This is a genomic window from Candidatus Neomarinimicrobiota bacterium (assembly GCA_036476315.1).
GTDB lineage: Bacteria > Fidelibacterota > Marinisomatia > Marinisomatales > S15-B10 > JAZGBI01.
Map to the genome: position 1 here is coordinate 1 of JAZGBI010000013.1, position 13,766 is coordinate 13,766.

A 13,766-nucleotide genomic window follows, 5' to 3' on the forward strand; every position below is an offset into this window, starting at 1 on the left:
GGGACAGTGTGAGGCCGGTTTTACCAGCGAAAGATCCTTTGGGATCCGGTAGATACAGACGTTCAAAAAACTCCCAAACACGGCTCCCATTGCGAACGGAAAGATCCAGGTGACGAATATCACGACACAACCTACTCACTACCTATGAGTTCATCTATCAGCGGAAGAAGCTGGCTTATCTTGAAAGGTTTGCTCAGGAACTTGTCTGCTCCTGCTTCCAGCCCGACCTTTTCGTCGCGCTCACTTCGCTTGGCAGTAACGATGATTATGGGGATTTGTCGAAACCTTTGATCGAACTTCAGTAATCTGCAAACGTGGTATCCATCCAGCTTGGGAAGAAGTACTTCCAGCAGGATGAGGTCTGGACTCTTTGATCGAGCCATGTTTAGCCCCTGGATGCCATCTGCAGCGCCTATGACGTTCATTCCACGCTTTTCAAGTCTCTCAGTGACGGCTGAGACGACTTCTTCCTCACTATCCACAATAAGGACGGTCTTTTTCTTATCGGCGGCCATTTGCTATTATCCTCTTTGAAAAAGGCTAGGGCTGAGGCTGAGACTTAGGCTAAGGCTTGGATTCCAGAGTTTTGATAAGCGCATTTAGTTCCTCAATGATATCTCTTGTAGATCTAACTAAGGCATTCCTTGTCTTTTCGCTAATGTAAGACAACGCCACGCTGACCATTAGTTGACTGATCAACTCATACGAACTGCCACGCGAAATCTTATGCACAGCATCCTGTGGATAGAAGCGCGTTTTATCTTTAGACTCAAAACGGCCAAACCCCTCAGCAATATTATGTGTTATAGAATTTGCAGACCTACGCATATCCGATATCAACCCAAACCTTTCATCCAAAGGATAATTCTTCGTGGTCCCGTAAATCCTTACCAATAATTCGAAAGCTTGTTGCCATATGGGCATTTCTGTAAAGTCCTTGTAGCTCACCCCTCCTTTCCTTCGCCTTCGCCTCAGCCTTCGCCTTCTCTCCTTCTCCTTAGCCTCCGCCTTCGCCTTGTTGTTCGCCTTAGCCTCCTACAGCGATCTTCTCTTGAACAGTTTCAGCGACAAAAGCAAGAAGACCCCTGGGTATAATAATCCGTAAACCAAGAACCACTTGGCATAATCCGGGCCGCTGCCAGGAAGCGGACTAAAAATGGACGCCACTGTGACTTCTGTCAAATGAGGAATAAAATAATATGAGATCATGGAGAGCCAGCGCCAGATTCCCTCTGAATTCGCGTGCATCAAAGACAGGCTTTGCGAAAAATAACCCATGGCTACAAATACGAGCCCCATCATGGGTGCCAGGAACCTCGGAAGTCTCATCAAAAAGAAAAATGTGAGGCTCAGGTAAATAATTACTTTAACACAGCCCGACAGATATGAAAGTGTTGTCGAAATTGAAACACCCCACTGACCCGAATAGACTGTTGAGCCCACGATGGGAAGAATCATGACCAGATACGCCGCACAACATAGAATGAAGGCCCCCAAGAACTTCCCCGTGAGGTATTGACTTCTGGTGAGCTGTTTTGAGAGGACAATGTCCAATATGCCACTTTTCTTGTCACCGGAAAAGGTGTTCATGGCAATCAGAAATCCAATTAGGAATACGCATATTTCGGAGTAGAAAAGCCCCCCCTGCAACATGAGAGCGCTCCGTTCCAGGGACCGGTCTGAACTTGCATATCCCAGGACTTGACTTGTCAGCGCAGGACTAAGAGAGATAAGACTCATGGAAAATGCCAGAACGAATCCGATAAGAGCCAGAATCAGTATCTCCGAGCGGTGTCGCTCCACCGAATAGGTCAATCGCGCGATGGCAAAGACCTTCACTCCCTTTTCGCCTCTTCGTAAACAGTGAGAAACAATTCTTCCAGGCTTGCAGCTTTTCCCTCTGCCATTAGGTCCGAGGTTTGACCCTCCATCACCATTTTTCCCTCCCTTATCAACCCAATTCGGTCCGAAACCAGCTCCACTTCTGTCAGACGATGGGATGAAAGAAGTATTGTCACGCTTTCGTTCTTCAATTCCGTCAGAATTGATGTTAATCGTTTCGACGCGAGAGGGTCCAACCCCGAGGTGGGTTCATCGAGAATCAACAGGTCCGGTGACCCTATGAAGGCTTGAGCCAGGGCTACTTTCTGTCTGTTGCCCTTCGAAAGGTCGCCGATTTTCATATCCATGATAGGATCCAGAGCCATCATATCCCGGACTCTATCCACTTCCACACTAACCATCCCACCGTTCCCGTCCGATGCCACGTGTCCCATTACAGACAGAAATTGACCTACCTTCAGGTGTGGATAGAACAGATGCTCCTCGGGAAGATATCCGATTCTTGCCGGCAATCGGGCTCCGGTGAAGTCGTGACCCATGATACTGATCTTTCCCGCGTCGGGGATGCAAAGGCCTATCAGCATGCGTAAAGTCGTCGTTTTCCCCGCGCCGTTGGGACCCAGAAAACCATATATCTCATCCTTCTCCACTTCCAAGGATAGGTCATCCACTGCAAGAACATCGCCACGTCCACGGGCTCCCCTGAATTGTTTTCTCAAGCTCAGGGCTTTTAGCGCGGGTGCCACGGTTACAGGGAGATGAACGCTAACATACCGAAGAACAGATCTACAAGAAGAGATGTATTCGTCGTAAGGGGTGGACTATGTGAGGTTCGTGGAAGCAAGATCTCACCTCATGTAGAGACTATCCTATGAGGCTCCGAAAAATTTTCGGATCGCTCGATTTGGAGCTTGCATCCTCCAGAGTTATCATCCTCTTCTTTACCAGTAGTGCCAGAGACTGATCCAGCGTCTGCATTCCGTGTTGAGCCCCTGACTGGATGACACTGACTATCTGATGTGTCTTATCCTCACGTATAAGATTCCTGACAGCTCTCGTGCCCACCATCACCTCGACGGCCGGGACCCGACCCTCATTATCTGCTCGTGGCAAAAGTTCCTGGTAAATGACTCCCTCCAGGCTATTTGACAGTTGGAGCCGGATTTGCTGCTGCGCGGCTCCCGGGAAAACATCAATAATGCGGTCCACCGTTTGTGCAGCTCCGGGAGTATGCAGTGTGGCCAGCACGAGGTGACCTGTTTCTGCTCCGGTAAGCGCCGCCTGAATTGTTTCCAGGTCGCGCATTTCACCTACGAGGATCACATCGGGATCCTGTCTCAGCGCATGTTTCATAGCGGAGGCAAAGGAGAGCGTGTCGGCACCGATTTCTCGCTGTGAGATGATGGATTCCTTGTCGCGGAAGAGATATTCGATGGGATCTTCAATGGTAATGATGTGCTTATTCTCCACTTCATTCAAATGATTTATCATGGATGCCAGGGTCGTCGACTTCCCGCTTCCTGTGGGACCGGTCACAATGACCAGTCCCCTCGGTTTGAACACCAACTCCTTACAGATTTGCGGTAGCCCCAGATCTTCGACCCCAGGGATTTCCCAGTTGATTAACCTGAATGCGATAGTCTCCGTGCCGCGCTGACGACTCGCGTTGACACGAAACCTCGCCAGACCAGGAATGCTGTAGGAAAAATCCAGCTCCAGATCCCTCTGGAATACTTCGAACTGATCCTCATTGGTGATGCTCTGCAGAGTTGCTTTGCTCCACTCCGGCGTCACCTCAGGATATCCCTCGGCCGCGACAAGCACGCCATCGATACGAAAGATGGGTATCCCGGGTACCTTGAGATGCAAATCCGATGCCTCCGTTTCGATCATCAGGCGCAACAGGTCATCGATCTGCATGTCCTTCTTTTTTGGTTCCGGCATTTTGCCTGACTAAAACCCTCTCAACATAAGAATGGACAGTGTAGAAAGAAGGCGTAACTCACTTCTGGGCCTGATTTTCGTACCTGCATGGACCTTATGCGTCCAAATGAGATTGGATGACGATTGCTCTTTCATTCTTTTTTACCATGTATTCTCCCTCAGGATTTATCACAACTGATTTCCTGCTCTCTTCTTCTAAGCGATATCCGGCCTCTTTCAACTTCCGTTCAATAAAGGCATCCAAAGAGGATGTATCTGCAGCCAGGATCTCCTTGACTCCAATCCTTTCTTCCTGCAGGAACACACTTATCAAGATCCAGCTGTGCTCCTTCCAGAAATGATCGAATAGATCGGTGAATGATCTGTCGACAAACTCAGGGGGAATTCCTACTGTACGGAGCCGGGCGCCGGAACTTCTGGTCAGGAGGGCTTCCACTGTCTGAGGAACACCAGGATCCAGCACACGTGAGGCAACCAGAAAGGCATCCAGATCGGCGTTGAGGATTATCTCATCCGCGTTGGCTCGTCTGAGATGGTCCAGATTGTCTCGTTCCGCAAGGCAGGCCAGGACTTTTACGTCTGGATATAGACTCTTGATGGCGAGGCATGCAAAAATGGTCTTCTCATCTGGCTTTGACCTGTCCGAAAACCTGTCCGAAGAAAGAATTATTGCTGCGGCACAGTCCTTCAGGTTGGCTCCCTGGAGGACGCTTTCTCGCGTGTAGTCTCCCTGCACGAACTTGAAGTCAACCGTCGGAGACCTGCTTATCAAATCCTCAACGACCTCCTTATCTTGACTGTTCACGAGAACGATTCCCAGTCTGCCGTCATCGTTCACGGTCTTGAGGGATTCCACGACGTGGTCAACGTTCTTGTTCCACCCGCAGAGAACGATTCGCCTGCCGGATTTCCCTTTTCGTGACAACCCTTTTGTCCGATTCCGCCTAAGCATTTTTCTTTAGATTTGAGATGACGACGATCATACAGTGGAGTACAATTTACTGATAAAATGTGTGTCAGGCTTCAGAATTCATCTTTGGGAAGTCGTGTTCGTTGCATAACGATGGGTGAGAAAAAGGGACTATTTCTCGTCATGATTCATTAATTTCGCCTGATCTATTCACCAAGAAGCCACATAGGTCAGAGAGAAGCATAATAACCAGATTCAGACAAAGATAACGTGTCCAAAATACCCCCAAAAGCAAATTTCAAATCAATTATTAAGGTTCTTAATATCAAATTCATATACTCTGTGTTCACCCTGTCCCGATCAAGCGGGATGTGCTTAATGAATAGTACAGGTTAGGTAGAACAGATGACCAGAATTCTGAATCGCATTGTTCGTGCTGCCATTCTTGATCCTGAACTATATGAAGAGGTTGAAGCCGACCGGAGTGCGTCGGGGCAGGCAATGGTGGTCGTCGTTCTTTCAAGCCTGGCGGCCGGAATAGGGAGCATTGAAACAGTGGGACCTGGCGGTATTTTCCTGGGAACCATCATAGCTCTCATAGGATGGTTTGTCTGGGCCTATCTCACCTATCTTGTTGGAACAAAACTCCTCCCTGAACCCTCGACCGATGCAGATACCGGTGAATTGCTCCGGACTATTGGCTTCGCAAGTTCACCCGGCTTGATACGGGTGCTGGGTGTTATACCAGGACTTAGAGTGGTTGTCTTTCCACTCGCTGCCGTTTGGATGCTGGTAGCCGTAATAATCGCGGTGAGGCAGGCTCTGGACTACCAGAGTACGATTCGCGCCGTAGGTGTTTGCGCTGTCGGCTGGATCGTGCAGGTTCTGGTCCTTGTTGTCCTTTTCTACGTACTCGGCGTCCGGGAAATCTAACCCCACTCATCTTCTTAAACTGAACCTTGAAAAGGTTTCGAAACCTTTTCAAGGTTTTTAACTTCATAGAGAAAAATAATTCACAAATTAAAATAGTTTACTGGATTTCATAACTTCTCTACCTTATATTAGGTCACGCAACGGTTCTGAAGGAAACCAGTGGGGTCGAGGTGACGGATTAAAATAGTCAAGGGTAAAATCGGAAGTGAGACTGTCATCAAGGAGGATACACGACTGGACGGTCTCATAATCGGATCCACAGAAGTTTCCCAGAATACGACATTTGCCGTGCGTGGCGAGATCATTGGAGATCTTACCATTAAGAAGAATGCCAGAGTTCATCTTTACGGCACGGTCAACGGCGACATAGTAAATGAGGGAGGTCGACTAAAAGTTTACGGGATAGTGGGGGGAAAGATAACCAGAAAGGGAGGCAACACCACCATCGATTCCAAGGCTATCGTCCTCGGTGATATCGAATGAGAAGCCAAGTTGCTGTTACTTCTGGCACGTTCATTTACGCAGACAAAAGGGCTTGCCCCTCGTCCATCTTCATTTCATTACGATGGATAAATAGCACAGCGTAGAGGTGCAGCGGCGGACCAATTCACAATTGACTGGAAAAACTTTGGCAAGAGCCTTTGCCTCGTTCGTACACTCAAACTCAAAGTCTAGGGCAAATTAGATTGCTCCTCTCGGTGGCACACAGACCCATAGTGGAACTGGCATGCTCAGGTCTCATGGGAAAAACTGGCAGCCCTCCCCCTTCGTCTGGTTGATTTCACATAACCTACACATAACCTGAAAAAAACTTAGGACACCCGGCTCCGGTACGATTTTCGTTCAAGTACTAACCGGCTAGTTATGGGACATTAAGTTTTACACACCCTCAATGACATTTCAAATGGTACGAGATCCTTCGAGATTGGGCGAGATGGCCTTTTTCCCATCTGGCTGGTAAGATCTAGATCTATTCAGGACGATAGGAAAATGTCGAATTTCGGTACGGAAAAGCGTGCGACAAACGTGAAGTGATTATGTTCCCGAAGTGAGAACGGCGGTTACTGGGCCACCACCGCAGTTTTCATACTCGAGAAACTTGTGGCAACCTTTTTCTCTCACCCCTGTCTCATCAACTGGAACGCCCCTACGATGCGCCCGTCATCATTCCTGACAGGAAACAGCTCTACATTGGGCAGAACCCTGAAAACACCAACCTATTAGTAGTCCAAAGTATGCGTCTGGTCAGGGAGGTCGAATCAGACGGCGAAACGGGTGTCTCCTGCAGGGGGACTGATCCACCAGCATGGAAGGCAGGAAGTGTTATTCTGGAAGGATATTCCGTCCGATCGAATTCCAGGCGGATGACACTATAAATTGAGGCCTACCGTAACAGAAACAGTGAGATTTTTCCCCGAGGGGTGAAGGCCGAAGTGGTATTTCCTCCTCAGGTTTCTTTCTCTCCTGCCTGAAATGACGTAGTCAGCCAGGAAACCGGCCTGAACCAGACCCGATCCCACCAACAACAATTGTCTGAAAGGAAAGGGAGTGTGGGGAGTCCCCCGCTGAGGGGGTTCCAACAGCAGGAACGGTCCGGCCACAGGAACCACGATTCTAGCCAGATCTTCCCCTCCCAGCGTGTAGTATCCTCCTATGGTCGCAGCATACGAAAAGAGAAGACCGGCAAGGTCAAAAATCTTCCGGGATTCCATCGAGGCAACCCTGAGTTCAAACATCACCTCATTTTTTAGAGCTTGAAACTGTATCACTTCATCTAGTTTTGTCGTTGCTAGAATATCCTGAGGCGAAAGGTTTAGCGTGTTCCCCTCATGGGTTTCGATTGTCCCACTGTTGCCGGGAATCTCCCGGCCCATCTGGCCTTTGATGATCGAACCATTTTTCAAGTAGACTACGTCAACAGTTTCCTCATCGGGAGCGACTGCCACAGTTCCCGTTGTTATCATTTCGGAACTGTCAGATTTATCCAAACTGGAATTCAGGGTCTTTTCCCCCGTGGTTGCTGTCAGGTAGGAATTCTCACCAGCAGTCGTAACAGTGAGAATCAGGACAAACAGAGAATTCTCGAGAACTATTACCGGCTTCAGCACCCGTTTCCTCATAATTCTTTCACAATAACAGCTATTCCTTTCACTGGAAGATACTGAACCCGCAGCAAAAGCCAGCTAGGATAAGTCTGATTCTAATGTAGTCTATTTCCTAAACTCCTGTAGGCACAGTCCTACAAGAGTTTGGGATAGGCAGGATTAATGAGGGAAAATTTGGAAGGGTACAGCAGGCTATGTCAAACGCGACCTGCCAACTTAAGAAATGGTCCTATTGATGGGGATTGGTCAATTTCATGCGATAAGGCCTGGTCCTCCTCTCAAAGCTTTCCCAACTCCGTCAACCAGTCTCTTGGCAAGTAGGCCTTCATTGTCTCGATTAACATTGAATTCTGTAACCACCAGACCCACAAATTTCTTGCTGGTTATGAACACGGTAAGTGCCTCAATTGTTTCATCAAAGCTCAGACCCTTATGATGAGGCACATCTGCCGCGGGGAAGTCGTCGAAATCGATCACGTCCACATCGAAATGAACGAGAATCGAATCCACCTCATTCTCCAGTTGGTGTACGACCTTCTTAGCTGAGTCTTTGGCTATCCCTTTAATTCTGCTTAAAGGGTACTTAGCCATTTGACAGTTTGACAAAACTCCAGTTTCCCATGCATCAATTGACCCAGCCTCCTGATTGTAACCGAAAAGTACTATGTTCTTTTCTGGGACGAGAGGGAATCGGGTACCTACGTGCGAAAGTAACTTCACTCCTTTTCCAATGATGTGTGCAAGACCCATCCCATCAAAGATCCCGGAAATCGTCGTATCAGGGATGTTCATATCAATATCCCCATCAAAATAGACCAGACCCAGATTCGGGCTATTCCTAATTATGGCGTCAAGTACTCCTACCGTAATTGTGCAGTCTCCTCCGAGAACTAACGGAAGAGAACCTTCCTGTATTATCCTATTTACCCGGCCAGAAACCTTCTTCGCTACTTGCACGACTAATTCCAGATTTTGACTTTTGGGATTATCCTTATCTGGTCGATATGAAACCTCTGGCAGATCACCAAAGTCGAGAACTTCTAACCCAGTTAGACGGATCTTTTCAAGCAGTGAAGCTTTGCGGAGTGCCTGCGGTGCCTTTTCTTGTCCCTTCTGCCTAGCCCCAGCACTGGACGGAACACCCAGAACTCCAATTCTTCTCATATACTGGAGTTTTGAATTCAATTGAGCAATCTTTCAACGTATGGGCGCATCTTCCTTACCATTCTCTCCAGGTCAATTGAGGAAGAGATGTCGTCGAATACTTGAGCAAAGGAGTACGACCTTTGCTGAATGGCAATGTTGGCCCTGAACGGAAGCGATTGGTGTTGATACCGTCGTGATATGCCAAGTAGAAGACACCGCCCCGCTTTGCTGTTGCCGTTTCACCACTGGCCGTCTCCGTTCAGTCCAACAATCGGTCATATGGAGGAGTAAATTCAAACCCCGCATACGGCTTTCCTTCGAGGTGTCTGATAGCCCAGATATAGTACATGTGGTATCCCGGAGCAGACACCTGACTGTGGTCTCGGTTTCCGGTTATCACCAGCAAATCCTTGTTCTGAATCTTGAAAACCTGACTTCCCAGCTCCCCATGACCATATCCTTCTTTCGGAGAAAACTCGTAGTAATAAATCTCCGGCTGTTCATGGTGGTGCGGGGGGTAACTGCTCCACTTCCCTGGGAAATTCAGTACTTCTCCCAGGACCAACTTCGCTGCTTCGGGAGCAATAGATTGATCGAAGGCGAGGCGTACCAGCCGGTAACATGTACCGTCAAGAAGGTCTTTTCCCCGGTGCTCTACGTCAATCTCAGAATGGGCATACACACGCCCTTCGAAGGTCTCCTCGTTCATGGTGGAGATGATCGCCAGCCGAGTTTCTCCTTCAGCTGCAACTGTCAACGTCTCTCCTCTGGAGAAATGAACGACAGTGGGATTCTCTTCCACCCAACTGGTACGGTGAAAGCGGGTCTGTTCATCCCGATAGCGTAGCGAGCCTTTGCCTTCGATGACTACCACAGCCGTTTCCTCGGTATCCGATCCGACCTTTTCCCTGCCACCTGCTTCAAGAAGGAGGATCTGAAATTTCAATCCTGCTTCCGCCTCCAGGTCCGCGTAGTTGTTGAACCCGGGAGAAAAAGGACGACCCCTGTAGGAGGTAATCAGATCCACACTCATACCTGCCCCAGCATCCGCTGTCGTACAATGCACACGAAGTCATTGTACCCTTGCAGAAAGTCGTTCAGAGTGTGTACTGAGGGACCGAAGGAGGCGAACTCGTCAGGAGTCATCCCGTCCTCATAGAAGGCCCGGCGAAAGTCTTCGAAATTGTCTTCTAATTGTGCCAGAATCTCCGAGGGCACATCCTCCTCCATACGCTGGACTACTTCGATGTTGGAGGCGTTGAATTGATTCCACCACTCGTATGGTATACTGATAACCACACTTCCGCCCAAGAATTGTGACCAGTGAAAATGACAGCGAAAAGCCGCTGATAGGAGCTTTCCATGGTAGCCTCTTTTGTTAAAGATGCGGTAAGCACGTTTGAAAATCGCTACGCCAGCCCAGTTGATAACTCCTGGGTCGACGGTGATTCCGTGCTGGGCCATAACGCGGCGAAGATGGTCATCAATGCGGCCCACCATGATGGTAACATAAGGAGTGAGCGTCGAGGTGTCCACGCCATTCTCCAGGGCCCGTTTCCAACCTCGTTCGATCGCCTCAGCCGTTGCCACGGCCTGGGGGACGGAGAAGCTTACTGTAGCATTGATGGTGATCCCACGGGCTGTCAGTTCCTCAATTGACCGCAACCCGGCAGGAACCACGGGGTTCTTGACTGCTATGTTCGGCGCCAGGCTTGCCAGGTGTTCTGCGTGCTGAACCATTTCTTCCGCGTTGCGGTAGTACTTGGGACTTACCTGCAAGGAAAGTTTTCCTTTCCGCCCGTCAGTACGCTCATAAACCGGCTCAAGAATAGCGGCCGCTCTTCGACCCACCTCATCCACAAGTAACCAGGCAATTTCATCCTCCGATTTCTCCGGGTGGTCCTTAATCAACCTGTCAATGACGGGATTCCAAACATCGGGGTGAGACTCAACCGCTGCTTTCGTAATAATTGGATTCGAGGTAGCACCTACTGCCCCTTCATCCACAGCATGCTGCAGCAGGGCGTGATCGTTTGAGTCGTTCCACCAATCGCTGCCCAGCTCGCTGGTTAGTTGCATTTTGGTTTTCGCCATCATACGCTCCTTGTATTAAACATTAGCCACGGTGCTCAGGTAGGTCCGTGCGAGCCGTGCATAGTTTAGTGGATTGGCCCGGGAAGGATCCTGCTCCGCTTCGACGACCAGCCACCCTTCATAGCTGCCCTGCGCGACTAAGTCAAGGATCGGGGCAAAGTTAATCATCCCGTCTCCCGGTACCGTGAAAACGCCTGCCAGAACGGCAGCAAGAAACGAACTATCTTCTTGCCACACTCTCCTGAGTGCCGTTTGTCGAAGATCCTTCAGATGGATGTGTGCAATACGATTCTGGTGCTTTTTGACCAGTGTCCGAGGGTCTTCCCCGGCAAATTGCAGATGACCCGTATCAGCACACAGAAATACCTTGTCCGGATCCGTTCCGGAAAGGAGGCGATCGATCTCCTCTCCCGTTTGAATTCCCGTTCCCATGTGATGGTGTACCGCCGCGTGGATTCTGTAGGAAAGGCATAGCTCCCCAGCAAGATTCATACCTTTGATAACACGATCCCACTCCCGGTCAGTGAAAACAGGACGGGCCGAAAGGGGCTGATCCTGAACGTTGTGTACTGTACCGCTACATTCCGCCAGATTAATCACCGTGGTGCCCATCGCAGACAGAAACTTTAAGCGGTTCTCCAGGTGGGCAAGCTCATCGTCCAGACTGACCTCCCGGGCGAAATGGATGGAGTGCCAAGATGACGCCAGAGTAAGCCCATAGCGCCCCAAGAGAGGTTTGAGACGTTCCGGAACAGTAGGAAACTTGTGACCCAATTCCGTACCGGTATACCCGGCCGCCTGCATTTCCGCCAGGCACTGTTCCAAAGAAATGTCGCCGCCCAGCTCACGCAGATCATCGTTGCTCCAGTTGATGGGCGCAATTCCGACCCGAATGCTATTCTGGTTCACGGGTAGTGGCGTTCCCCTTTCACTTTTTGTTCATAATCCCGGCGTGCTTCTTGAACCTTAGGCATCTCTGATACTTCAGCCACGGGTACATCCCACCACGACTCGTAGCCGGGGACACGGGAGGGTTCCAGTTCGACAACTACCACAGTAGTGCGATCATTCTCCCGGGCGGTGGCAAGGGCCTTGGCAACTTCGTCGCTTGTTTCCGCCCGGAGTGCGGTAGCACCCAGGGAACGGGCATTTGCCACATAATCGATCTTAAGAAAGTCCCCGGTTAACTTCCCGCTGGCTTCCTCCCGGTAACGGAAGCGATTTCCGAACCCGGAACTCCCGCAACTTTTCGACAACCCGTTGATACTCCCAAATCCGTGGTTATCCAGCAGAATGATGATCAGCTTTTTGTCCTCTTGCAGGGAAGTGACGATTTCCGTATGCATCATCATGTACGAGCCATCCCCTACCATGACGAACACTTCTCCATGTTCCTTGGCAAATCGGACTCCCACCCCTCCGGGAATTTCGTAGCCCATGCACGAATATCCGTATTCCATGTGGTACTGATCACCGTTTGTTACCCGCCACAATTTGTGCATATCGCCTGGGAGACTGCCGGCCGCACACACCACTGTGTCATCCTCAGTCATAGCGGCATTTACCAGACCAATAAGCTCTGCCTGGCTTACCCGGTCCCCCTCTGGTTCAGGTTCCACCAGCCTGTCCACCTCCTGATCCCACTCGGTGCGCAGGGCGTCGATCTCTTCCCGGTAATCAGCAAAGACTGTATAAGAGTGTTCCACCAACTGCTCAAGCAGAGCCTGTAACGTCAGTCGAGCGTCGCCAACCAAAGGTAGGGCTTCATGTTTATGGGCGTCAAAACTGGCCACGTTGATGCCGATGAATTCGACCCGTTCATTCTGGAATTGAGTCTTGGATGCGGTAGTAAAGTCGGTCAGTCTGGTCCCAACGCAGATAACCAGATCAGCCCGGGAAGCAATCCGGTTTGCTGCCAAGGTTCCAGTAACACCGATGGCACCAAGGTTGCAGCGGTGGTTCCAGGGGAGTGCTCCTTTCCCCGCCTGAGTTTCACCTGAGGGAATGCCGGTGGCATCGCAGAACTGTTCCAGGGCTTCCTCGGCTGCCGAATACAGCACGCCGCCACCGGCAATCAGCAGCGGCCTCTCCGAAGCGGCAATGAGCTTTGCCGCCTGTCGGAGCGACTCCTCCTCTGGCAGAGTCCGTGGAATGAGGTGTGTCCGTTTTTCAAAAAACTCCTCCGGAAAGGGAAACGCTTCCGCTTGGACATCCTGCGGCAGGGCGATGGTGACGGCTCCGGTTTGAGCCGGGTCGGTCAGTACCTGCATTGCCATCGGCAGGGAGGTAGTGAGCTGTTCGGGACGGTTGATTCTGTCCCAATAGCGGCTCACCGGTTTGAAGCAGTCGTTAACGGATATTTCGGGACTCAGTGGATACTCCAATTGCTGGAGGACCGGTCCCACATTACGCCGGGCAAAGGTATCACCCGGAAGCAGCAGCACGGGCAGCCGGTTGATGGTGGCACCGGCAGCAGCCGTGACCATATTGGTGGCACCGGGACCTATCGACGTGGTGCAAGCAAAGGCCCGCAACCGGCGGTGCTGCTTGGCAAAGGCGGCTGCAGCGTGAACCATGGCCTGTTCGTTCCTCGGGAAATAGTGTGTGAACTCCCCGTCCTGCTCCAGTGCCTGACCCAACCCAGCCACATTTCCATGACCGAAAATGCCCCACATCCCGGCAAAAAACGGTTGGCGGTCCCCATCCCGCTCGACCTGCTGGGCCTTCAAGAAACGAACCAGCGCTTGTGCCGTAGTCAATTTTACCGTATTACTCATAACTCTACTCCAGTA

The 13,766-nt window shown here is 50.4% G+C and carries 14 protein-coding genes; 2 read left to right on the forward strand and 12 right to left on the reverse strand.

The features are described from left to right. From V3U24_01425 to V3U24_01450, 6 genes are all read right to left on the reverse strand, one after another. On the reverse strand, positions 1-90 hold a 90-nt coding region (locus tag V3U24_01425), incomplete at its 3' end, for a prepilin peptidase (GenBank protein MEE9166116.1). Between the two features lie 41 nt (positions 91-131). After that, positions 132-515 (reverse strand): response regulator, encoded by a 384-nt coding sequence (locus V3U24_01430; protein MEE9166117.1) that lies wholly within the window; start codon positions 513-515, stop codon positions 132-134. 520 nt (positions 516-1,035) lie between these two features. After that, positions 1,036-1,839, reverse strand: coding sequence for a hypothetical protein (locus V3U24_01435; GenBank protein MEE9166118.1), 804 nt, complete (start codon positions 1,837-1,839; stop codon positions 1,036-1,038). Beyond that, a complete protein-coding gene (locus V3U24_01440) occupies positions 1,836-2,588 on the reverse strand; it encodes an ABC transporter ATP-binding protein (GenBank protein MEE9166119.1) in 753 nt (250 codons plus the stop codon). The genes V3U24_01435 and V3U24_01440 overlap by 4 nt, the downstream gene beginning before the upstream one ends. Before the next feature lie 118 nt (positions 2,589-2,706). After that, on the reverse strand, positions 2,707-3,762 hold the full coding sequence (locus tag V3U24_01445; protein ID MEE9166120.1) for a type IV pilus twitching motility protein PilT: 1,056 nt from the start codon (positions 3,760-3,762) through the stop codon (positions 2,707-2,709). 118 nt (positions 3,763-3,880) lie between these two features. Beyond that, positions 3,881-4,711: an NAD(P)-binding protein gene (locus tag V3U24_01450; GenBank protein MEE9166121.1), complete on the reverse strand. Its 831-nt coding sequence runs from the start codon at positions 4,709-4,711 to the stop codon at positions 3,881-3,883. 390 nt (positions 4,712-5,101) lie between these two features. Between V3U24_01450 and V3U24_01455 the strand changes: the two genes are divergently transcribed. Both V3U24_01455 and V3U24_01460 read left to right on the forward strand, forming a co-directional pair. Next, positions 5,102-5,629, forward strand: coding sequence for a hypothetical protein (locus tag V3U24_01455; GenBank protein MEE9166122.1), 528 nt, complete (start codon positions 5,102-5,104; stop codon positions 5,627-5,629). 288 nt (positions 5,630-5,917) lie between these two features. Then, positions 5,918-6,112: a hypothetical protein gene (locus V3U24_01460; GenBank protein MEE9166123.1), complete on the forward strand. Its 195-nt coding sequence runs from the start codon at positions 5,918-5,920 to the stop codon at positions 6,110-6,112. 887 nt (positions 6,113-6,999) lie between these two features. Here V3U24_01460 and V3U24_01465 read toward each other — a convergent pair. The 6 genes from V3U24_01465 to iolD form a co-directional block, all read right to left on the reverse strand. Next, positions 7,000-7,749, reverse strand: a complete 750-nt coding sequence (locus V3U24_01465) for a hypothetical protein (protein ID MEE9166124.1) — start codon at positions 7,747-7,749, stop codon at positions 7,000-7,002. A gap of 237 nt (positions 7,750-7,986) precedes the next feature. After that, positions 7,987-8,919: an arginase family protein gene (locus V3U24_01470; GenBank protein ID MEE9166125.1), complete on the reverse strand. Its 933-nt coding sequence runs from the start codon at positions 8,917-8,919 to the stop codon at positions 7,987-7,989. Between the two features lie 220 nt (positions 8,920-9,139). Then, a complete protein-coding gene (locus V3U24_01475) occupies positions 9,140-9,913 on the reverse strand; it encodes a 5-deoxy-glucuronate isomerase (protein MEE9166126.1) in 774 nt (257 codons plus the stop codon). Beyond that, positions 9,910-10,977, reverse strand: coding sequence for a transaldolase family protein (locus V3U24_01480; GenBank protein MEE9166127.1), 1,068 nt, complete (start codon positions 10,975-10,977; stop codon positions 9,910-9,912). The genes V3U24_01475 and V3U24_01480 overlap by 4 nt, the downstream gene beginning before the upstream one ends. Positions 10,978-10,989: 12 nt before the next feature. Beyond that, the gene (iolE, locus tag V3U24_01485; protein MEE9166128.1) at positions 10,990-11,883 is read right to left on the reverse strand and encodes a myo-inosose-2 dehydratase; all 894 of its coding nucleotides are present in this window, start codon (positions 11,881-11,883) and stop codon (positions 10,990-10,992) included. After that, entirely contained in the window at positions 11,880-13,751 is a 1,872-nt protein-coding gene (iolD, locus tag V3U24_01490) for a 3D-(3,5/4)-trihydroxycyclohexane-1,2-dione acylhydrolase (decyclizing) (GenBank protein ID MEE9166129.1), read from the reverse strand. The genes iolE and iolD overlap by 4 nt, the downstream gene beginning before the upstream one ends. Positions 13,752-13,766 lie beyond the last annotated feature (15 nt).